At 44.9% G+C, this 20,426-nt stretch carries 22 protein-coding genes and 1 rRNA gene; 11 read left to right on the top strand and 12 right to left on the bottom strand.

The genetic code is table 11. The annotated features are described in order from the left end of the window. Positions 1 to 78 (bottom strand): 16S ribosomal RNA (locus GDZ68_RS05410); the annotation flags it as partial. Between the two features lie 396 nt (positions 79 to 474). Further along, positions 475 to 1,377: a DMT family transporter gene (locus GDZ68_RS05405; protein ID WP_153721231.1), complete on the bottom strand. Its 903-nt coding sequence runs from the start codon at positions 1,375 to 1,377 to the stop codon at positions 475 to 477. Positions 1,378 to 1,493: 116 nt separating this feature from the next. Between GDZ68_RS05405 and GDZ68_RS05400 the strand changes: the two genes are divergently transcribed. After that, positions 1,494 to 2,216 (top strand): MgtC/SapB family protein, encoded by a 723-nt coding sequence (locus GDZ68_RS05400; protein ID WP_153721230.1) that lies wholly within the window; start codon positions 1,494 to 1,496, stop codon positions 2,214 to 2,216. Positions 2,217 to 2,253: 37 nt separating this feature from the next. Here the strand turns inward: GDZ68_RS05400 and GDZ68_RS05395 are convergent, their stop codons facing one another. Continuing rightward, positions 2,254 to 3,417 (bottom strand): iron-containing alcohol dehydrogenase, encoded by a 1,164-nt coding sequence (locus GDZ68_RS05395; RefSeq protein WP_153721229.1) that lies wholly within the window; start codon positions 3,415 to 3,417, stop codon positions 2,254 to 2,256. Positions 3,418 to 3,520: 103 nt separating this feature from the next. On the opposite strand from GDZ68_RS05395, the gene GDZ68_RS05390 reads away from it, so the two are divergent. Beyond that, the gene (locus GDZ68_RS05390) at positions 3,521 to 3,757 is read left to right on the top strand and encodes a DUF378 domain-containing protein (protein ID WP_153721228.1); all 237 of its coding nucleotides are present in this window, start codon (positions 3,521 to 3,523) and stop codon (positions 3,755 to 3,757) included. A 50-nt stretch (positions 3,758 to 3,807) separates the two neighbouring features. Here the strand turns inward: GDZ68_RS05390 and GDZ68_RS05385 are convergent, their stop codons facing one another. The 7 genes from GDZ68_RS05385 to GDZ68_RS05355 form a co-directional block, all read right to left on the bottom strand. Next, positions 3,808 to 5,052 (bottom strand): Glu/Leu/Phe/Val family dehydrogenase, encoded by a 1,245-nt coding sequence (locus GDZ68_RS05385; RefSeq protein ID WP_153721227.1) that lies wholly within the window; start codon positions 5,050 to 5,052, stop codon positions 3,808 to 3,810. Between the two features lie 117 nt (positions 5,053 to 5,169). Then, the gene (locus GDZ68_RS05380; RefSeq protein WP_153721226.1) at positions 5,170 to 6,366 is read right to left on the bottom strand and encodes an ornithine--oxo-acid transaminase; all 1,197 of its coding nucleotides are present in this window, start codon (positions 6,364 to 6,366) and stop codon (positions 5,170 to 5,172) included. A 24-nt stretch (positions 6,367 to 6,390) separates the two neighbouring features. After that, a complete protein-coding gene (pruA, locus tag GDZ68_RS05375; protein WP_153721225.1) occupies positions 6,391 to 7,935 on the bottom strand; it encodes an L-glutamate gamma-semialdehyde dehydrogenase in 1,545 nt (514 codons plus the stop codon). A gap of 148 nt (positions 7,936 to 8,083) precedes the next feature. Beyond that, positions 8,084 to 8,458 carry a S1 domain-containing post-transcriptional regulator GSP13 gene (gene yugI, locus GDZ68_RS05370; protein ID WP_153721224.1) on the bottom strand — a complete coding sequence of 125 codons (375 nt, stop codon included), beginning with the start codon at positions 8,456 to 8,458 and terminating at the stop codon, positions 8,084 to 8,086. Between the two features lie 124 nt (positions 8,459 to 8,582). Beyond that, positions 8,583 to 8,843, bottom strand: a complete 261-nt coding sequence (locus tag GDZ68_RS05365; RefSeq protein WP_194841066.1) for a DUF1871 family protein — start codon at positions 8,841 to 8,843, stop codon at positions 8,583 to 8,585. Between the two features lie 130 nt (positions 8,844 to 8,973). Next, positions 8,974 to 9,195: a hypothetical protein gene (locus GDZ68_RS05360; RefSeq protein WP_153721223.1), complete on the bottom strand. Its 222-nt coding sequence runs from the start codon at positions 9,193 to 9,195 to the stop codon at positions 8,974 to 8,976. A 33-nt stretch (positions 9,196 to 9,228) separates the two neighbouring features. Then, positions 9,229 to 9,819, bottom strand: a complete 591-nt coding sequence (locus GDZ68_RS05355) for a peptidylprolyl isomerase (RefSeq protein WP_153721222.1) — start codon at positions 9,817 to 9,819, stop codon at positions 9,229 to 9,231. Positions 9,820 to 10,320: 501 nt separating this feature from the next. Here GDZ68_RS05355 and GDZ68_RS05350 point away from each other — a divergent pair. Then, entirely contained in the window at positions 10,321 to 11,562 is a 1,242-nt protein-coding gene (locus GDZ68_RS05350) for an MFS transporter (protein ID WP_153721221.1), read from the top strand. A gap of 150 nt (positions 11,563 to 11,712) precedes the next feature. Then, on the top strand, positions 11,713 to 13,566 hold the full coding sequence (locus tag GDZ68_RS05345) for a transglycosylase domain-containing protein (RefSeq protein ID WP_153721220.1): 1,854 nt from the start codon (positions 11,713 to 11,715) through the stop codon (positions 13,564 to 13,566). A 40-nt stretch (positions 13,567 to 13,606) separates the two neighbouring features. On the opposite strand, the gene GDZ68_RS05340 is transcribed toward GDZ68_RS05345, so the two are convergent. Next, entirely contained in the window at positions 13,607 to 14,179 is a 573-nt protein-coding gene (locus GDZ68_RS05340; protein ID WP_153721219.1) for a YufK family protein, read from the bottom strand. A 190-nt stretch (positions 14,180 to 14,369) separates the two neighbouring features. On the opposite strand from GDZ68_RS05340, the gene GDZ68_RS05335 reads away from it, so the two are divergent. From GDZ68_RS05335 to mnhG, 7 genes are read left to right on the top strand one after another with little or no spacing between them, the layout of a single operon-like run. Then, entirely contained in the window at positions 14,370 to 16,778 is a 2,409-nt protein-coding gene (locus tag GDZ68_RS05335; RefSeq protein WP_153721218.1) for a Na+/H+ antiporter subunit A, read from the top strand. Then, positions 16,765 to 17,187: a Na(+)/H(+) antiporter subunit B gene (locus tag GDZ68_RS05330; protein ID WP_153721217.1), complete on the top strand. Its 423-nt coding sequence runs from the start codon at positions 16,765 to 16,767 to the stop codon at positions 17,185 to 17,187. Before GDZ68_RS05335 ends, GDZ68_RS05330 begins: the two co-directional genes overlap by 14 nt. Next, entirely contained in the window at positions 17,187 to 17,528 is a 342-nt protein-coding gene (locus tag GDZ68_RS05325) for a Na(+)/H(+) antiporter subunit C (protein ID WP_153721216.1), read from the top strand. Before GDZ68_RS05330 ends, GDZ68_RS05325 begins: the two co-directional genes overlap by 1 nt. After that, positions 17,521 to 19,011 carry a Na+/H+ antiporter subunit D gene (locus tag GDZ68_RS05320; protein WP_153721215.1) on the top strand — a complete coding sequence of 497 codons (1,491 nt, stop codon included), beginning with the start codon at positions 17,521 to 17,523 and terminating at the stop codon, positions 19,009 to 19,011. Before GDZ68_RS05325 ends, GDZ68_RS05320 begins: the two co-directional genes overlap by 8 nt. Before the next feature lie 6 nt (positions 19,012 to 19,017). Beyond that, entirely contained in the window at positions 19,018 to 19,500 is a 483-nt protein-coding gene (locus GDZ68_RS05315) for a Na+/H+ antiporter subunit E (RefSeq protein WP_153721214.1), read from the top strand. Continuing rightward, positions 19,497 to 19,778 carry a Na(+)/H(+) antiporter subunit F1 gene (locus GDZ68_RS05310; RefSeq protein ID WP_153721213.1) on the top strand — a complete coding sequence of 94 codons (282 nt, stop codon included), beginning with the start codon at positions 19,497 to 19,499 and terminating at the stop codon, positions 19,776 to 19,778. Before GDZ68_RS05315 ends, GDZ68_RS05310 begins: the two co-directional genes overlap by 4 nt. Beyond that, positions 19,762 to 20,142 (top strand): monovalent cation/H(+) antiporter subunit G, encoded by a 381-nt coding sequence (mnhG, locus tag GDZ68_RS05305; protein WP_153721212.1) that lies wholly within the window; start codon positions 19,762 to 19,764, stop codon positions 20,140 to 20,142. The genes GDZ68_RS05310 and mnhG overlap by 17 nt, the downstream gene beginning before the upstream one ends. A 20-nt stretch (positions 20,143 to 20,162) precedes the next feature. Here mnhG and GDZ68_RS05300 read toward each other — a convergent pair whose 3' ends face one another. Next, positions 20,163 to 20,405, bottom strand: a complete 243-nt coding sequence (locus GDZ68_RS05300; RefSeq protein WP_153721211.1) for a hypothetical protein — start codon at positions 20,403 to 20,405, stop codon at positions 20,163 to 20,165. Positions 20,406 to 20,426: the final 21 nt, after the last annotated feature.

Genomic DNA, 20,426 nt, shown 5'->3' with positions numbered 1-20,426 from the left:
CCTGAAGTTCCGCTCGACTTGCATGTATTAGGCATGCCGCCAGCGTTCGTCCTGAGCCAGGATCAAACTCTCCATAAGACCGGCTGACGATACGCCGCGGATTGCGTCGTCGATTTCAGTCGATCAGTCAGTCACGTGCCATGAGCACGCTCCTTCCTTCTCTTCTTCATCTCCTAGCACTCCACAACATCTCGACAGCCAGTAAGTATAAGAAAGATTCGAGTTAGCTCGAGTTTCTTGCTGGCATCATTTAAGATACTCATTTTGTTTGTGTCACTAGAGTGCACAAACTGTATTTCGTTAACGTTTTGCTGTTCAGTTTTCAAGGTTCATTTGGTTTGTCCTGCAAAAGCGACTTCTCTATATTACACTCAGCGGCACTTTAAGTCAACAAGTTTTTTTAAAAGTTTTTTCGTTGATTTAATGTGCGTCCCAAGCGACAAGAACTAATATACAATAGATTCAATATAGAAATCAAGCCTTTTTCGTAAAAAGTTTTTTATTTATTTCTTTGAAGTCTATTATAAACAGCAGAATCCCTGCCAGAACAACGATTCCCCCTGCTAATTGAGTAGTTGTGATATTTTCACGCAGGACAAAGTAAGCGGCCGCGGAGGCAATTACCGGTTCAAATAAAATAGTGATAGAGATTACATTCGTACTGACCCATTTTATTGCCCAATTAAAAAGCGAATGACCCAAAAGGTTTGGTAACAGTGCTAATGCTAGAAACCACATCCAGTCAGAAGCAGGATAACTGATCAACGGCTGCCGTTCATATAGAACGTATGCGAATAGTATAATAGAGCTTGCGGAATATACGAGGAATGTATAGGTAATGAGCGATACTCTTTTACGCACATCCTGCCCTACTAATAAATAAGCTGTAATAAAACCGCAGGCTAACAGCGCCAATACATCCCCAAAAAGAGCTGTACTGCTGACTTGGAAATCCCCCCAGCTGATAATAACACTTCCTGTGAGCGCAATTAAAACTGCTGTCAGCATTTTTCCTGTAATAATTTCTTTAAAGAACAATGCTGTGCCCGCTAATGCGAAGATCGGCTGCAGAGTAACCAGCACCGTCGAACTGGCAACGGAAGTGTAATTCAGCGATTCAAACCAAAGCACAAAGTGAATAGCTAAAAAGAGGCCTGCTAACCCGGAGAACAGCCAGTCTCTGCTTTTAAGGTCCCGAAGTTCACTTCTATAAGATAATAAAAATAAGGGAAGCATAATAACTACCGAAAAAAACATACGATAAAATGCAGTAACTCCGGCATCAGCAGTTGTCAATTTGACGAAGATCGCAGATAAGCCTACAGTCAGAACGCCAATTGCAATGGGTATATACGGATGAATCACTGGTTTATTCACAACATTTCACTTCTCTTTCTATCACTCTACCCTATACAATAGGAAGTAAAGATGAGCACTCAAAAATATCCACCCAAAGCATTTTCGATTAAATCGTCAATAAAGGAGGATGAAACATGACGGGCTTGCTAACTGAATCATTTAATTTAGAAGCAGTTATGAAGATTGGAATTGCGCTTTTACTAAGTTTAATCATCGGCGTCGAGCGGGAAATAAAAAAGAAACCGATCGGATTGAAAACAAGTGCTGTAATCGCTACGTTCAGCTGCCTGTTAACTATCATCTCGATGGAAGCGGCTTATTTGGTACCGGCAAGAGATGATATCAATATTACAATGGATCCGCTGCGTCTGTCAGCACAAATCGTCAGCGGGATCGGATTTCTGGGGGCCGGTGCTATACTCAGAAGAGACAACGACAACATCACCGGTCTCACAACAGCCGCGATGATATGGGGCTCAGCAGGTATCGGAATTGCTGTTGGTGCAGGATTCTATATAGAAGCTTTCTTTGCAGTAATCAGTGTCATGCTGGTCATAGAAATGATTGCGCCATTTTTAAGCCGGTTTGGACCAAGACGTTTACGAATGAAGGAAGCGTCCTGCATCGTTATCATATCAGATAAATCCAAGATTGAAGAACTCGTAGAATATCTCAGAAAAGAAAGTATGGAAATCGACCATATGAGAATTAGACAGTTTCAGACTGAGCAGCACCAATATCGGCATGAATTACAGTTTAAACTCTCTGCCCTTCCGAAGAAGTCTACTTCCTCCCTCTATGTAGAACTGACAACTCTGTCGTTTGTAGAGTCGGTGGAACTTGTCATTTACCCATAGAAAAAGCAACAAGCCCGCAGACTTGTTGCTTTTTCTATTATAAACAAGTTTTCAATAATTCCAGTACTTCATCACGTGACAGCTTTGCATAGCCGCCTAACGGGCCATTGACAGCCGCTTTATCCGCTATCAATTCCAGCTTCGAATCATCAATCTCATAATCGGCAAGCGATGACGGCGCCCCGATCTGCTTCCAAAAAGCGCTCAAACGATCAACGCCTTCTTTTGCAATTTCCTCATCTGTTTTACCGGCGGGATCTACATCGAATACATTCACAGCCAGCTGGACATAACGTTTCGGGTTGCGGGTATATGTCTGCTTCATCCAATGGGGGAATAGGATCGCTAAACCGCCGGCATGAGGGATATCATAAACCGCAGAAATTGCATGTTCAATATCATGCGTGCCCCAGTCTCCTCTTGTTCCCATCGATAGGAATCCATTCAGTCCCCAGACTCCTGCCATCATCATGGCTTCTCTTAATTCGAGATTATCAGGGTCCTTCACCAACTTCCCGCCAATTTCCATGACTTGACGCAAAGCTGCTTCGCACATTGCATCCTGAAACGGCGCTTGATCTGCCGTATGGAAGTATTGTTCAAAAATATGTGACATCGTGTCTACAATTCCGTTGACTGTCTGATCTATCGGCACCGTAAGTGTATAAGCAGGGTCCAATATGGAGAATTTCGGATAGTTCTGCGGTCCGCCCCAGCCATACTTTTCCTGAGTTTCTTCATTTGTAATAACAGAACCGGCATTCATTTCTGAACTGGTTGCAGTCAGTGTTAAGATTGTTCCAAAAGGAAGTGCTTCTTTCGGTCTTTCTTTCCCCATTACGAAATCCCAAGGGTTTCCGTCATACTTAGCAGCAGAAGCAATTAATTTTGTACAGTCAATAACTGAACCGCCGCCAGCAGCGACAATCACATCAATATTATGCTTTTTACACAAATCTGCTCCGCGTTTTGCGGTTGACAGACGAGGGTTAGGTTCTACTCCAGCCATTTCTGTGACTTTAAAATCATTGTCGGCAAATATCTTTATGAGCTCATCGTATAAACCATTGCGCTTGATGCTGCCTCCACCGTATACAAGCAACACTCTTTTACCGTAAGTATTAAGTTCTTTAGGAAGGCGTTGTAGCTGTCCTTCGCCAAATATGAGCTTTGTCGGATTCTGAAATACAAAGTTATCCATTCAAATTCCTCCTTCGTGTTGTCTCTATTATGAAAAAGATGTATTTGCGATGCAAGTATAGTGTTCTGGAATTGGGATATACTTGATTTTAGGAGGAGATCGTATGGAAACACTTCAAAAACTAGCATTAGCCGTTACGATTATTGGTGCTTTAAATTGGGGCGTCGTCGGTATTTTCCGTTTTGACGTGATCGCCCAATTAACAGAAGGCGCTTACCAGCCGCTTGCCCGTTTTTTATATGTAATTATTGGATTGTCCGGCTTATTGACACTTGGTGTACTGTTCAATTATTGGCATCGGGATGAAGAGGAACAGGCGCCGGTTCCTTCAGCTGAATAACGATAAAAGGCATCTCCTCATCATAGAGGAGATGCCTTATTTTGATTTACTTAAACCCAGCCACGGAAACGGCTGGCTTCAGCAGTTCTTCTTACACCGATCATATAAGCAGCCAAACGCATATCCATATTGCGAGTAGTCGCAACATTATATACATTTTCGAATGCTGTGACCATTTTTTCCGTCATGCGATCGCGCACTTCTTCTTCAGTCCAGTAATAGCCCATATTATTCTGTACCCATTCAAAGTATGAAACGGTTACACCGCCGGCACTAGCCAATACGTCAGGTACCAATAAAATTCCACGGTCTGTAAGAATTTTCGTAGCTTCAGATGTAGTCGGGCCATTTGCCGCCTCCACTACGATATCCGCCTTGATGTTATGTGCATTTTTTTCAGTAATCTGGTTCTCGATGGCAGCCGGCACTAAGATATCACAATCCATCTCCAGCAACTCCGCATTTGTCAGCGTGTTGTCGAATAATGTAGTGACAGTACCGAAGCTGTCGCGGCGATCCAATAAGTAATCGATGTCTAAACCATCCGGATCATGCAAAGCACCGTAAGCATCAGAAATACCAATTACTTTCGCTCCTGCGTCATGAAGGAATTTAGAAAGGAAACTACCTGCGTTACCAAATCCCTGAACGATGACACGGGCGCCTTTCATATCGATATTGCGGCGTTTTGCCGCTTCGTTAATAATAATTGTTACACCTTCAGCAGTCGCACGGTCACGGCCATGTGATCCGCCTAATACTACCGGCTTACCTGTAATGAATCCCGGTGAGTTAAATTCATCAATCGCACTGTACTCATCCATCATCCATGCCATAATCTGTGAATTCGTAAAGACGTCCGGTGCTGGAATATCTTTTGCAGGCCCCATCACTTGACTGAGCGCTCTAACATATCCCCGGCTTAAACGTTCTAACTCGCCCATCGACATTTCACGCGGGTCACAGATGATTCCGCCTTTACCGCCGCCATACGGCAAGTCGACGATTCCTGCTTTCAGCGTCATCCACATAGAAAGCGCCTTCACTTCATCGGCAGTAACTCCAGGATGGAAACGAACTCCGCCTTTTGTAGGTCCGACCGCATCATTGTGCTGGCCACGGTAACCCGTAAATACTTTTGTTTTTCCATCATCCATGCGGATAGGAATTCGTACTTCCACCATACGCAGTGGTTCTTTCAGTAGTTCATACATTCCTTCATCATAGCCTAACTTTTCAAGTGCTTCTTTGATGACAACTTGCGTAGACGTAAATAGATTCAGGTTTTCAGTCATTGTATGGTTCGCCTCTTTGTTTGGTATTGTCTTTCACGGCCATATTATAGCACGTGCGTTTTGAGAATTCCACCCTGAATTCTAAACCTTTTCTGAATTCATTGATGAAATTGACTTTTATTCAGTCTGAAACACGTTGCGGATTTTCTCCAGCGCCCAGTCGAGCTCCTCTTTGGTAATGGTAAGCGGCGGAGCAAAGCGAATTACCGTCTCATGCGTTTCCTTGCACAGCAAGCCCGATTCCTTCAGTTTTTCACAGTAGGGACGAGCTGCTTCATTCAGTTCCATTCCAATGAAAAGTCCTCTGCCGCGAACTTCGTTTATAGAAGGGTGTATAATTTTTTGCAATTCGTCCATAAAATATTTACCAAGTTCAGCGGACTTCTCTGCCAAATTTTCTTTCTCCAGTACATTGATCGATGCAATCGAGACAGCACATGCCATCGGGTTACCTCCGAATGTCGAGCCGTGAGATCCAGGATTAAAAACGCTCAGCACATCGTCATTTGCAACTGCGCAAGATATCGGAAATACTCCCCCGCCCAATGCTTTGCCCAGAATATATATGTCCGGCACGACTTCTTCCCAGTCACATGCAAACATTTTCCCTGTACGACAAAGTCCCGTCTGGATTTCGTCCGCTATAAAGAGAACTTGTTCTTTTTTACAAAGCTCTGCTGCCTCTTTCAAAAATCCTTGCGTCGGAATCCGAATGCCTGCCTCGCCTTGAATCGGTTCGATGATAAATCCTGCCGTATTCGGCGTAATCGCATTCTTCAATGCTTCTATATCTCCGTACGGCACTAGTTTGATGCCGGGCAGCAGAGGACCGAATCCTCTTTTATATTCTGCTTCAGACGACAATGAAACAGCCCCCAGCGTACGTCCGTGGAAATTTCCGATACATGCGATGATTTCAGCCTGATCTTTTGGCGTGCCTTTCACTTCATACGCCCAGCGCCTCGCCGCCTTTATTGCAGTTTCCACTGCTTCTGCTCCCGTATTCATTGGAAGCACCATATTTTTACCGGTCAGAACGGATACTTTTTCGTACCACGGCCCCAGCTGATCGTTATGGAACGCACGTGAAGTCAGTGTGACACGGTCCGCCTGATCTTTCAGCGCTTGAATTATCGTGGGATGGCGGTGCCCTTGATTGACAGCCGAATAAGCCGCGAGCATATCCAGATACTTATTGCCTTCCGGATCTTTCACCCATACTCCTTCTGCTTCCGAAATGACGACCGGCAGTGGTGTATAATTCGGCGCGCCGAAATTTTCCGTCTGCTCGATGATTCTTTCTGATTTTGTCATATCCCTTCCCCCCTTTCATTCTGCTCACAACATTTCCGAGGTAGTCTTTCCCTGCATGTGAAGCTGCAGATAATCCGGCCCGCCTGCTTTAGAATCGGTGCCGGACATATTAAAACCGCCAAACGGCTGATACCCGACAATTGCGCCTGTGCATCCACGGTTGAAATATAGATTGCCGACATGGAAATCTTCACGCGCTTGTTCGATATGGCTGCGGTTCGTCGTGATGACAGCACCTGTTAATCCATAATCGGTATCGTTTGCAAATTGAATCGCTTCCGTAAATGAAGAAGCTTTCGACAGCGCAACGACCGGCCCGAAAATTTCTTCCTGTGAAATCCGTGCATGCGGGTCTACATCCGCAAAAACCGTCGGCGCGATAAAATAACCTTTCGCGTTATCTCCTGTCCCGCCGGCAATCAAACGTCCTTCCGCCTTGCCAATTTCAATATATTCCATGATTTTATCGTATGCCTCCTGATCGATAACCGGACCCGCCAAGTTCTCCCCGTCTGTCGGATCACCCCAAAGAAATGACTTGGCCAGCTTCTCAACACGTTCAACTACTTCGTCATATACCTCTTCATGAATAATGGCTCGTGAACAAGCTGAGCATTTCTGTCCGCTGAACCCGAATGCCGAATTGACTATGGACTGCGCAGCCAGTTCCAAATCTGCTTCATTGTCTACTACAATTGTATCTTTGCCGCCCATTTCCGCTATCACACGCTTTAGCCACTTCTGACTTTCCTGTACTTTTGCTGCACGTTCGAAAATCCGTGTTCCTACTTCTCTGGAACCAGTGAATGAAACAAACCGGGTTGAAGGATGATCGACCAGATAATCTCCAATTTCCGAACCGGAACCCGGAATATAATTGACGGCTCCCTTAGGCATACCCGCCTGTTCCAGCACTTCCAGAAACTTATAAGCAGTGACAGCGGCAGTTGAAGCAGGTTTCAATAAAACGGTATTGCCTGTAACGAGCGCTGCGGCGGTGGTCCCCGCCATAATAGCGAACGCAAAATTCCAAGGAGACAGGACCACACCGACGCCGAGGGGAATATAATCGAAACGGTTATATTCACCCGGTCTGCTTTCCACAGGTATGCCGTCTTTCAGCTTCAGCATTTGACGGCCGTAATATTCCAGGAAATCAATCCCTTCCGCTACATCTGCATCAGCTTCATTCCATGGCTTTCCTGCTTCTTTCGTCAATAGGGCAGAAAACTCGAACTTCCGCCTTCTGACAATCGCAGCCGCCTTAAACAGCACATCAGCACGATATTCCGGCTTCACTTTACGCCATGTTTCAAATGCTTCATTTGCAGCTGTCATAGCCTGCTCAGCCCACTCCCGGGTAGTCTGCGACACATTGCCGATAATCACTTTTTTATCAGAAGGATTGTTTGATACTTTTTTTTCATCCGTCATAATCCGCTTTCCGTCAATAATCAGGGGATAGTCTTGCCCCAAATAATTTTCTACTGTCCGAAGTCCGTCTTCGTAGGCTCTGCGGTTTTCCATGACTGTAAAATCGGTAAAAGGTTCATGCTTGTATGGAATCATATTAATCAAATCCTCCTTTTATTATCAACATAGTTTATGATAGCGTTTACATATCTAATTATGAAAGATAATGGGATTGAAGTCAAAGTACACCTCTTTAAGTATTGTATAAAAAAACGCGGAAGCAACTGAATGCATCCGCGAGTTTTTAATGGCCCGATTGCTCGATCCAATCTTTTAACTTGTCTTTGAGTGAATTAAACCCATCTGCATCTTGCTGATCCACACGTTCCTGCAAGGATTGGCGAGAGCGGTGATGGTTTTGGTAGGAGCTGGGCGGCTCTTGTAAAGCACGGATTGATAAGCTGATTTTACTCGCCTTTTCATCAACATCGAGCACTTTGACATGAACTTCCTGTCCCACTTCCAAGTATTCATGAATATCTTTGACAAATCCGTACGTAATTTCAGAGATATGCACCAACCCTTGCGTTGAAGCATCCAATGCGACGAACGCGCCGTATGGCTGTATGCCGGTAACTTTACCGGTAAGCTCATCTCCTACTGCAAAATTATGAGACATGCAAAACAGCTCCCACTCTATAGTATCTAGTCTGCCATTGCGGCCGCTTCATAGTATACCATATTTCCGGCAGTTGAACAAAAAACCGCCACTCTGGAAAAGGGCGGTTTTGGTAGATTTGAAATTAGACAATACACTTGGCTTTATACTTAACCGCCAATAATTTATAAGATATGTCCATGCATTTTTCTAAAGGAATCCAAATTTCATAAGAGTGCTCGTAGACTTCACGGATACATTTGGCTAAGTCTGTCGGATGGTCAATATGTTGCAATGAGGAAAGGACATCTGTGATTTCCAATTCATACGCCTCTGCCCCTGCCCCAAATGGATCCCATTGTTTTAACAACATGGCTGCCCTTTTATTCATTTCCACGGTTTGCACGATTTGTCACCTTATTTTTGTTTTCTTTTATCATAGCATAGCATTTGGTAAGAAAAAAGAGAATCCGCCACATTTTCGACAAATATCTGTGTTTAATGAATCTTTTGCGTTAAATGAAAAAACATCCCGTTCAATCGACGGGATGTTCTTGGTTTTTATTTTGTTGCCGTTCTTTAAGAATGCGTTGCTCGAGCTCTTTCGTTTCTTCTTCCTGCCGCTTTGATTTTTTGATGATCCAGCGAAATGCAAACAGCATCAAGATCATGAAAATGACGAATGAGATGGCAGCCGGAATGTATTCTGCTTTATCTTCAGGAAAGTATAGGAAAGGCATTAACAAAACGAAATTCATTCTGGTTTCCCCCTATTGCTTGCTGGCTGTTGTTTATTTTTGTACGATCTCAATCGACTCGATTTTGATTTCTTCCTTCGGCTTGTCCTGGCGATCGCGTTTTGCACCTGCGATTTTGTCCACTACATCCATTCCTTCAATTACTTGGCCAAACACTGAATGTTTTTGATCCAGATGCGGTGTGCCGCCGTTTTCTGCATACGCTTCTGCGATTTCCTCAGGCCAGCCGCCTTTTTTCAATTGATCAGGAGATGCACCCGCTAAAGCTGATGCCTGTACGATGAAAAATTGGCTGCCGTTTGTGTTCGGGCCTGCGTTCGCCATAGAAAGTGCTCCGCGAAGGTTAAACAAATCCATTGTAAATTCATCTTCAAATGAATCACCGTAGATACTTTCGCCGCCCATTCCTGTTCCAGTCGGGTCTCCGCCCTGAATCATGAAGTCAGGGATTACACGGTGGAAAATGATTCCGTCGTAGTAGCCGTTTTCCGCGTGCGTCAGGAAGTTTTCAACCGTCTTCGGCACCTGCTCTTTGAAAAGCTTTATTTTAATAGGTCCCATTGTGGTGTTCATCACAACTAGTGCTTCGTTTTCTGCTACTTCTGTTGATAATTGCGGGTACATGGAATTCCTCCTCTGATTTACGTGCATGTCTACATTTTGTAGTGGTTTGTTCATGAAAACAGTTTATCATAAATGTTCATGGATTTCGATAATTGTACTTGTGACAGTTAGTTGACAGATTTTTTTTGGAACTGCGACGGCTAGCTCCTCGGGTCACTTCGGTCTTAAAGGAAAGGCAAAGAGCGCCTTTCTTTTAAGACTCCGACGTACAGGATGTACTAGTGCCGACGTTGCCGCAGGACGCGGCGAATTTAGTCGGCCAGTGCCTGTCGAGGCTAAACGGCGCTCTCCGCTTTTGGTGACATCCAGCTGCGACGGCTAGCTCCTCAGGTCACTTCAGTCTTAAAGGAAAGGCAAAGAGCGCCTTTCTTTTAAGACCTCCAGTGCCTGTCGGAGCTGAACAGCCGTCTCCGCTTTTGAATGTACAAGCACTATGTTTCCTTCGGTTGCCGAATTGTTTTATACTGTTTATTATACAATTTTATAAAGGTGGTCCAGCTTTTGAGTAGACATAAGAAGAATTTTATTATCATCTGGGTAACCAACTTTTTGGTTTCGGGCACGATGACGATGATTATGCCTTTTCTTTCGTTATATATAGATACATTTGGTAACTATTCGGAGGAATATGTTCAAAGATGGGCGGGGTTGATTTTTGGCGGTACGTTCATTACTGCCTTGCTCATGTCGCCTGTTTGGGGACGTTTTGCCGATCGTTACGGATTTAAGCCGATTTTATTGATTAACGGATTTGGTATTGCCATTTCCGTGTTTTTAATGGGGTTTGTAAATTCGGTTGAGGTATTTTTTGTATTACGCTTATTGAATGGACTGGTTACCGGCTTTTTACCGACTTCGCTGGCATTCATTTCTTCTCAGACGCCGCGTGAACAAGCAGGTAAAATGCTCGGTACGCTGCAGATGGGCGGCGTGGCGGGTATGCTGTTCGGTCCGATTTTAGGCGGTATCATGGCCGACAGTTTCGGATTCAGTTATACGTTCATTATCACATCTGTTTCTGTTGTGATCGCGACACTTCTCGTATTAGTCGGAATTAAGGAAGAACACCGTGTGAAAGCACGCAGAGTTGTTGTGTACTCGCGCAAAGTTATTTTAGGCGGTCTGTTCAAACATCGTTTAATGTTCAACATAATGGTTGTGACCACTTTGATTCAAGTAGGTAACTTCAGTATCCAGCCGCTGCTTTCACTTTATGTGGCTGATCTGACCCATGCCGCGACGAATGTAGCGTTTCTCGCAGGTTTGACATTCAGTGCGACGGGGCTCGGCAACTTATTGTTCGCAAGAGTCTGGGGGAAACTCGGGGATGATCTCGGTTACGAGAAGATACTCGGCATTTTACTGATCCTGTCATTTGTCTTCATTATTCCGCAGGCTTTCGTCACTTCCCTCTGGCAGCTGGTCTTGCTGCGTTTCTTATTCGGCATCTCGACCGGCGGCATGATACCCATTACAACAGCGCTCGTCCGGCGTGAAGCACCTGTCGAAGTACAGGGAGAAGTCATGGGATATAACACCAGTTTCCGTTTCCTCGGTAATATTATCGGCCCGATGTTCGGTGGAATCGTCAGCGGTTATATCGGCATCCCGGCAGTCTTTATCGTGACGGGCGTACTGTTCATCATCGGTTATGGATTTTTGACTATGGCCATCAGAAAACCGACACAGGATTTTGAGCATTACCTGGAAGACCGGCAAAATGAGGCCAACGGAAAAGTATAGATTCCGCCCCGTATACCGCACAGGATATACGGGGTTTTTTTCTGATGACTTCTAAGTTTGCACTATTCTGTACTCATTCACTCCTGCGTAATATATGTTATATTTTTCTAAAGTACTATTCGGATTTTATTAGGAAGGGCTGGTGGAGGTTTGAGACAGTTATTCGGCTTAATCATTACATTAGCCTGCATTCCACTGCTGTTGTTTATTCAAAATCAAATTCAGGCAGAAACTGTACAGACAGAGGTTTTGCACAATTCCATCCGCGAAGCTGTTCAGCTGGAGGCGCCGGTGATTGAGGTGCCGGTGCAAATGAAAGATCGAAACGGCGCCATGTTTGCTGAAGAATATGTCGAGTGGCGGCGTCCTGTTAATTTGAAAGACATGACTTATTTCACACGGCAGGTTTTCCTGAAGAGTGAAGACCGGACATTTTATGAACACCGTGGCTATGACGTAGCGGCAATTATTCGGGCTTTCACCATTAATACTGCTACAGACGACGTCCGCCAAGGGGCTTCCACGATCACCCAGCAAGTTGTCCGCATGCGCTATCTGTCGACTGAAAAAACATATGAACGGAAATTCAAGGAGCTATTCCTTGCGGCTGAATTGGAAAAGCAGTCCTCTAAAGATGATATTTTAGAGATGTATCTAAATGAAATGTACTTCGGCAATCGGGTGTATGGGATTGGCGGTGCGGCTACCTATTACTTCAGCCGGCCTCTGGATAAACTGAATGAGGCGGAAATCGCTTTTTTGGCAGCTATACCAAACAACCCTTCTTATTACGACCCGTTAAAACATTTTGACCGGACGAAAAAACGTCAGGAACGTCTGCTTGCTGTCCTGGTAAATGAGCAAGTGATTACGCCTGAGCAGTCAGCTGAATATATACAATTGCCGATTACGCTGAATGTGAAGAAAAAAGAACAGGATTTTCCGATGTACAGCTCATACGTCCTGGAAGAATTAAAACAGCTGATTGCACGTTCTGAAGGCTTGAATGATTCTCTCAAGAAAGCCAAGACACCGGAAGAACAGGAACGCTGGCAGAATGAAATCAACAGGCGTGCAGGCGAAGTGATACGGCAGGGCCTGGTCATTGAAACGGCGTTAAACCCTTCAAAGCAGCAACATGACGAAAACCGGCTCTCAGCCTTAATCGGAACAGGCGGTGTGCAGGCCGGAGCTGCGGTAATTGACAATGAAACACGGGAAATCGTCAGTCTTTATGCGGGCTCAGGTTATAGAAAAACCGATTTCAACCGTTCTTATCAAGCAGTGCGGCAGCCCGGTTCGGCTATTAAGCCCCTGCTCGTTTACGCACCATTTTTCGAAAGCGGACCGTATCATGCAGATACACCTGTCAACAGCAGCAATATTTGCATATATAGTTATTGTCCTGGCAACTTCGGCGGCTATTCATTCGGAACGACCTCCGTGCGCGAAGCGTTTCGCAATAGTTATAATACGACAGCCGTCCGTCTGATGCAGCGTGTCGGTATTGACAATGCTTTCTCTTATCTGGAATCTTTTGATTTTCAGTATGTATCCAAAGCAGACCGCAGCTATCCTGCTGCACTTGGCGGATTTTCTAAAGGAGTGACGCCGCTGGAATTGGCCAGCGCCACCACAAGCTTTGTCGACGGGAGCTATCAAACTCCCCATGCGATTCGTGCCGTAAAGGACATTCAAGGGAATACACTATATAAATGGAAAGAAACGCAAAAACCTATTTGGTCTCCCTCTACTGTAAAAAGTATACGCTCACTTATGGAAGATGTCGTGCTGCACGGCACAGGCCGGGGGATTTCGTATTCTACCGGATATACCGGCGCAAAGACCGGAACAACTGATGCATTTAAAGACTTATGGGTGCTCGGTATGAATGACCGGTATACTTCAGCAGTTTGGATCGGTTATGATAAGCCGGCATCTATTCCCGGTCTGCGTGATCAAAAAATTCATCTGCGTGCATTCTCCGCTACACTGCAGGAATAAAACCCTGTTGATCCAGGCAACAACTGGATCAACAGGGTTTTTATTTGATTGGATTAGATAAAGGGATACTCGCTAGCAAGCCATTATACAGCCTGATGATAATAAAAATTAAGACAGTGAGCAACACACTCCAAACGACGATCTGAAAGAAAATCAGTCCGACCGTATTCGTTAATGTCATAAAGGGGCTTAGTTTATATACCACATATATAAAATAGACAAATGTGGTAATGATAAAAATCAGGACAAGCGCTTTCCATGACTGAATTCCAAAGACTGAAATCAATGCTCCAGCAAAATAAATAACTGCGCCAGATCTGGAAGCACTGTAAGAAGCATCTGCCTCTTCTCTTAAGAAAAATAATAAGGCCGTTTCATGAATGGTCGTCGCAATCAGCTTTAACGCAGCAAACAACATGAAAAACAACAACGTGTACATCGTCAGCAAAAATATCCGCAGCTGGAAATCTGAAAGAAACTCGCGCATCCCCTGATACAGACCGATTTCTTTAAAAAAGATAATGGATTCGCCAACGCTGTAGACTCCGAACGTTAAGCTGAAGAGTACAACGGTAACGAAAGGTAAATAACCGAACAAATATGGATTTTTCATAAGACACCCCAAAAATATTTTTTCACCCTCCTAATAATATAAGAAGGAAGTCGAATAAAGCAATAAATGGTCAATTGTTGTCTATGCAATTTGAAATGTTTTGCGCTATACTAACAATTACGTCCACACATAGGCTGTCGGACTTTTATAAATACGATGAATACTGAATATGGACGGAAGGAGGATTCACTTGGAATTCGTGTTATTGATTTTTTTACCTGTGATCTTCGCATTACTTATTCCTTTTGCTTATAAATATGTAAAAGGGATTCATACAGGTTGGTTCGTGATCCTGGTTCCGCTTGTACTGTTCGCCTACTACCTGAGTTTCATTCCACTGACGATGGATGGCGGTCATGCTATTTCTGAATTAAAATGGATTCCATCGCTTGGGATAACGTTTACTTCATACATAGATGGACTTAGTTTATTATTTACGCTATTAATTACCGGCATCGGTTCGTTAGTCGTACTTTACTCTGTTTTTTACATGGACAGGCATAAAGAAGACTTAGGCAGCTTTTACGTCTATTTACTGATCTTTATGACCGCTATGCTGGGAGTCGTGCAGTCGGACAATACGATGACGCTTTATTTGTTTTGGGAGCTAACATCCATATCTTCGTTTCTATTGATCGGTTTTTGGTACACCCGCGATCAATCGCGTTTTGGCGCACTGAAGTCGATGATGATTACCGTGTTCGGCGGATTGATGATGCTCGGAGGCTTTATCCTGCTCAGCATAATGGGGGATACGTTCTCCATACGCGAATTAATTGTGCAGGCTCCGGAGTTAGTAAGTCAGCCTTATTTCACTTTAGCTCTTGTATTAATCCTGCTCGGCGCGTTTACTAAATCGGCTCAATTCCCGTTTTACATCTGGCTGCCTGATGCAATGGAAGCGCCTACTCCAGTCAGCGCATATTTGCACTCCGCCACAATGGTGAAAGCAGGGATTTACTTAGTAGCACGTTTTACACCGATTTTCGGCGCTTCATCCGCATGGATCTGGCTCGTTACCGGCATCGGTTTACTGACACTTTTCTGGGGTTCATTTTTTGCAGTAAAACAGACAGACTTGAAAGCCATTTTAGCGTTTTCCACAGTCAGTCAGCTAGGATTGATCATGTCCCTTCTCGGAGCCGGTGCGATTACTTACCATACGACGCAGGACATCTTTACATTCGCAACGTATGCGGCAATCTTCCACCTGATCAACCATGCCACGTTTAAAGGCGGTCTCTTTATGATTGCGGGTATCATCGATCATGAAACAGGCACCCGGGATATCCGCAAGCTAGGCGGCTTGATGAGTCTGATGCCTGTAAGCTTTACGGTAGCACTGATCGGCTCGCTTTCGATGGCCGGTTTGCCGCCGTTTAACGGTTTCCTGAGTAAAGAAATGTTTTTACAATCCATGCTCGCAGTCCGGCATTTTGAACTGTTCAACTTTGATACATGGGGCATTCTGTTCCCTGTCATTGCCTGGGTTGCAAGCGTATTCACCTTTACTTACAGCCTGTACTTTGTACTGAAGACATTTACCGGACAGATTAAAACTGACCAGCTGCCGAAGAAACCGCATGAAGCGCCGGCCGGCATGCTCGCCGCGCCTGTTATTTTAGCTGGCCTGGTGATCATTATTTTCTTCATTCCCAACTTGGTTGGCAAGTGGCTGATCAAACCGGCTGTCATGGCGGTCCAGCCGACATTATACGACAGCCCTTCAGCAGTGGACATCAACGTTACAGCCTGGCACGGTTTTGATTCTGCAGAGCTTTGGCTGACAGTGGCCATCGTGATCCTCGGTACCCTGCTGTATCTAACGATTCCAAAATGGCAGCCGCTGTATAAAATTCAGCCGGCAAAACTGTCACTCAATGAAGGTTATGACGCATTGATGCGCGGCAGTGAAAAAGGAATGAACCGTCTGTCACGCCTATTCATGACAGGCATCATCCGTACATATCTGCTGTATATGTTTGCGTTCCTGTCAGTAACAGTTATTGCACTGCTATTTATAAAAGATGCATTTGTTGTAGACATGAACAGCTTTGCGGAAATTTCTGTATACGCTGTATTGAACGGCTTAATTCTTTTGTTATCTGTTGGGTTCGTGGTGTTTGCGAAGTCCCGTCTGGCTGCGATAATCGCACTCGGCGGTGTCGGTTATTCCGTCGCACTGTTCTTCGTCATCTTTAAAGCACCTGATCTGGCTTTAACACAACTCGTAATTGAGACCGTTTCCGTCGCATTATTCCTGCTGGCATTCAAACACTTGCCGGCACTGAATAATCATGGCGAAACAACAAAAAACAAATTGGTGAATTTAATCATTTCGCTGAGTGTCGGTGTCATGGTAACGCTTGTAGCCCTGTCCAGCCACTCACAGAAACTGATCCCTTCTATTTCGCAGTACTATAAAGATACGGTGGCAACCGAAGCGGGCGGCGGTAATATTGTCAACGTCATTCTCGTGGATTACCGTGGATTTGATACATTATTTGAAATTGCCGTTCTGGCGATTGCAGGTATTGCGGTGCTCGGCATGATCCGCCTGCGTGTATCGAGAAAGGAGTCGACCGATGAAAACGAATGACGTGATTTTGCAAACTACAGCCAAGGTAGTGTTTTTCATCATCTTCCTGTTCTCGATTCATATATTCTTCGCTGGACATTATGCACCGGGCGGAGGATTCGTCGGCGGTTTGCTGACTACCGGCGCGATCATACTTTTGCTGCTGGCATTCGACTTGAAGACCATCCAGCAGATCCTGCCGTTTAACTTTACAATTGTTACGGCAATCGGTTTAGTGCTAGCATTGGCTACTGCAGCCGGTTCAATTGTCTTTAATGTTCCATTTTTCACGCATGCATTTGATGACTTTTATTTGCCGCTGTTTGGAAAGACGTCGCTTCATACGGCCATGCTGTTCGACAGCGGTGTCTACTTGGTAGTCGTCGGTTCCGCCATCACGATTATTCAATCGATTGGAGGCGATAGCTGATGGAACTGATGCTTTCTATACTTATAGGTGTGTTATTTACCGCAGCCGTCTATTTGATACTTTCCAGAAGTCTTCTGAAAGTCATCTTAGGTACCGGCCTGCTGAGTCACGGTGCACATTTACTGATCTTAACGATGGGCGGTCTCAGCGGTTCCAAACCTCCTGTCCTGATAGACGGGGTAACTGATTTCGCAGATCCCCTGCCGCAGGCGCTGATTTTAACAGCAATTGTCATCAGTTTCGGTGTGACTGCAGTAATTCTCGTCATGGCGTACAGGATGTATGCGGTTCACAAGACCGATAATATGAATGAATTGAGAGGAAATGATGAACATGATTAATCTTCTTCTATTTCCGATCATTATTCCTTTCTTTTTCGCGATGATTTTATTGTTTTTTAAAGAGCAGGTAGTCATCCAGAGAGTTTTGACATTGATCGGATTGGTTCTTAGTCTGCTGGCTTCATTCTGGCTGATTGCCACGGTGAAAGCCGACGGGATTCAGACGGTGACCCTCGGAAACTGGCCTGCACCGTTTGGTATCACCATGGTGTCAGACATGCTTTCCGCACTGCTCGTCACAACAACGATTTTAATTACGTTCTTTGTCGTCCTGTACAGCTTCCAATCCATTGGAAGCGAGCGTGAACGTTTTTTCTACTATCCGGCAATTCTATTCATGATTACCGGGATTAACGGCGCATTTACAACAGGCGATATATTCAACATGTTCGTATTTTTCGAAGTTTTGCTGATCGCTTCGTATCTGCTCATCGTCTTGGGCGGGGAAAAGAGACAGCTGCGCGAATCCATCAAGTATATTTTGGTGAACGTAATATCTTCTGCACTGTTTGTCATTACTGTCGCTTATCTGTACTCCATCATCGGTACATTGAATATGGCGGATATTTCGGTGAAAATTGCAGAAATTAATCAGCCCGGCATCATTTCCGTTATCGCAATTCTTTTCCTGATTGTATTTGGAATCAAAGGAGCCATATTTCCATTGTACTTCTGGTTGCCGGGATCTTATGCAGCGCCGCCGATTCCAGTTCTTGCGCTGTTCGGGGCACTGCTGACAAAAGTCGGCGTTTATGCCATCACACGTACATATACGCTGTTCTTCGTTCACGATATCGGCTTTACCCATGAATTCCTGATGATCCTGTCAGTATTGACGATTGTCGCAGGCTGTATCGGGGCACTTGCCTACTTTGATCTGAAGCAGATTATCATTTACAATATCATCATTGCAGTCGGCGTGATTTTATTCGGTGTATCACAGATGAATACGCCTGGATTAGAAGGCGCTGTTTACTATTTGATACACGACATGCTGATCAAGGGTGCGCTGTTCGTCCTGATCGGAATCATCATCTATGTCACAGGAACTTCAAATTTACGCAAAATGGGCGGCTTAATTAAGACCTACCCAGCGCTCGGATGGACCTATTTAGTTGCAGCATTCGGTCTGGCCGGGATTCCGCCTCTCAGCGGATTTATCGGCAAGCTTTTGATTGTCCAGGGCGGTTTCCAGGCAGAGAACGCTTTTGGAAGCATTGTCATTCTGGCTTCCAGTTTGATTGTGCTGCTGTCTGTCATGCGGATTTTCATTTACGCTTTCTGGGGTGCTCCCGAGAAAGCCAATGTGCTGCCTTCCATTGATGCAGCCAAGTACCGTCATATGATGGTGCCGGCTGTGCTGCTGACAGTTGTTACAGTTGCTTACGGAGTGGGAGCGGAATGGCTCATGCCTTATATGTCGGATGCAGCCGATGTATTGCGCGACCCTTCCATCTATATTAATGCGGTGTTAAAGGAGTAGAGGTCAATGGCTTTTCAGATACTTTTAAATTTCTTCATTGCAGTCGTTTGGATGTTCATGAATAGTTCATTGACACCTTCTACGTTTGTTATTGGATATATTATCGGGCTTCTCATGATCATCATGACACGCCGTTACTTCAGGGACCGCCTCTACATCTGGCGTATCTGGTCAGCCATTAAACTGACACTGATCTTTCTGAAAGAACTGATCCTGTCGAACATTTCTGTGCTGATGCTCGTTATAAAACCTGATCTGTCAACAGTTCAGCCAATGATTTTCGCTATGCCGACTGATCTGGAGCATGACTGGGAAATTACACTGCTGTCCAGTTTGATTACTTTGACACCGGGAACGATTGTCCTTCACGTTTCAGATGATCAGCGGACACTGTATATTCACGCGATTGACGTAAACGATGTCGATGAAGCAATTGACTCTATTAAAAACACATTCGAGAAAGCGATCATGGAGGTGCGCCGGGGATGAACATATTTTATACTGTTTGTTTAGTACTGGTCATCCTGTCGATGCTCGGCCTGCTGTACCGCGTATGGAAAGGACCTTCTGTGCCGGACAGACTTATTGCACTCGACGCTATCGGCGTTATGCTGATTTCTGCGATTGCGCTGCTGTCCATTCTGTTTGACACACCTTTCTTTATCGATGTAATCTTACTGATTGCGATTATGTCATTCATCGGCACAGTGTCCTTCTCGAAATTTATTGAGAGAGGAGAGATTATCGATCGTGGATCTGATAGCTGATAGTATTATCATCGCTCTCGTCGTAGTGGGGATCATTTTTACGATCATCACGGTTGTCGGCATCATACGGCTCCCGGACGTTTATATGCGCGCACACGCAGCTTCCAAGAGTGCTACGCTCGGAGTTATGAGTCTATTGCTCGGTGTCTTCTTCCACTTCTGGTGGAATGAAGGACACTTCAGTATATCGCTTGTTCTCGGAATCGCCTTTCTGTTCATCACTTCCCCGATAGGCGGCCACTTGATGAGTCGCGCGGCTTATATGTCCGGTGTGAAACCGACTGAATTAACGGTTGGTGATGATCTGAAAATAGCAATTGACAAGCAACGTGCAGAATTAGCAAAAAACACGCATGAGGAGTAAATCCTCTGCGTGTTTTTCTATTAATAATAATAAGGATAATAAGGGTTATAGTACGGCGGATAGTACGGGTATGGCTGCTGATAATATCCTCCGCCATATCCTCCGCCGCCATAACCGTAACTCGGGAAGATTGCATTTCCTAAAAATCCGCCGACGAGCCCTCCAAGGAACGGGCCGCCGAAGCCAAAACCGAAGTTCCCTCCGCCGCCGTATCCTCCGCCATATCCTCCACCGTGACCGCCTCGGTAATTGTTTCTTGACATATATTTGCTCCCCCTTTCCCT

Origin of the sequence: Sporosarcina cascadiensis (assembly GCF_009650995.1) — a bacterium.
GTDB classification, from domain to species: Bacteria; Bacillota; Bacilli; order Bacillales_A; family Planococcaceae; genus Sporosarcina; species Sporosarcina cascadiensis.
The sequence above is the reverse complement of the archived record's forward strand: the minus strand, read 5'-3'. Positions and strand labels throughout refer to the sequence as shown.

Bases quoted from the DNA above. Each gene is read 5' to 3' on its own strand.
- GDZ68_RS05400 (WP_153721230.1), top strand. From the start codon at position 1,494: ATGACGGGCTTGCTAACTGAATCATTTAATTTAGAAGCAGTTATGAAG.
- GDZ68_RS05395 (WP_153721229.1), bottom strand. From the start codon at position 3,417: ATGGATAACTTTGTATTTCAGAATCCGACAAAGCTCATATTTGGCGAA.
- GDZ68_RS05390 (WP_153721228.1), top strand. From the start codon at position 3,521: ATGGAAACACTTCAAAAACTAGCATTAGCCGTTACGATTATTGGTGCT.
- GDZ68_RS05385 (WP_153721227.1), bottom strand. From the start codon at position 5,052: ATGACTGAAAACCTGAATCTATTTACGTCTACGCAAGTTGTCATCAAA.
- GDZ68_RS05380 (WP_153721226.1), bottom strand. From the start codon at position 6,366: ATGACAAAATCAGAAAGAATCATCGAGCAGACGGAAAATTTCGGCGCG.
- pruA (WP_153721225.1), bottom strand. From the start codon at position 7,935: ATGATTCCATACAAGCATGAACCTTTTACCGATTTTACAGTCATGGAA.
- yugI (WP_153721224.1), bottom strand. From the start codon at position 8,458: ATGTCTCATAATTTTGCAGTAGGAGATGAGCTTACCGGTAAAGTTACC.
- GDZ68_RS05360 (WP_153721223.1), bottom strand. From the start codon at position 9,195: ATGAATTTCGTTTTGTTAATGCCTTTCCTATACTTTCCTGAAGATAAA.
- GDZ68_RS05355 (WP_153721222.1), bottom strand. From the start codon at position 9,819: ATGTACCCGCAATTATCAACAGAAGTAGCAGAAAACGAAGCACTAGTT.
- GDZ68_RS05340 (WP_153721219.1), bottom strand. From the start codon at position 14,179: ATGAAAAATCCATATTTGTTCGGTTATTTACCTTTCGTTACCGTTGTA.
- GDZ68_RS05330 (WP_153721217.1), top strand. From the start codon at position 16,765: ATGAAAACGAATGACGTGATTTTGCAAACTACAGCCAAGGTAGTGTTT.
- GDZ68_RS05325 (WP_153721216.1), top strand. From the start codon at position 17,187: ATGGAACTGATGCTTTCTATACTTATAGGTGTGTTATTTACCGCAGCC.
- GDZ68_RS05320 (WP_153721215.1), top strand. From the start codon at position 17,521: ATGATTAATCTTCTTCTATTTCCGATCATTATTCCTTTCTTTTTCGCG.
- GDZ68_RS05315 (WP_153721214.1), top strand. From the start codon at position 19,018: ATGGCTTTTCAGATACTTTTAAATTTCTTCATTGCAGTCGTTTGGATG.
- GDZ68_RS05310 (WP_153721213.1), top strand. From the start codon at position 19,497: ATGAACATATTTTATACTGTTTGTTTAGTACTGGTCATCCTGTCGATG.
- GDZ68_RS05300 (WP_153721211.1), bottom strand. From the start codon at position 20,405: ATGTCAAGAAACAATTACCGAGGCGGTCACGGTGGAGGATATGGCGGA.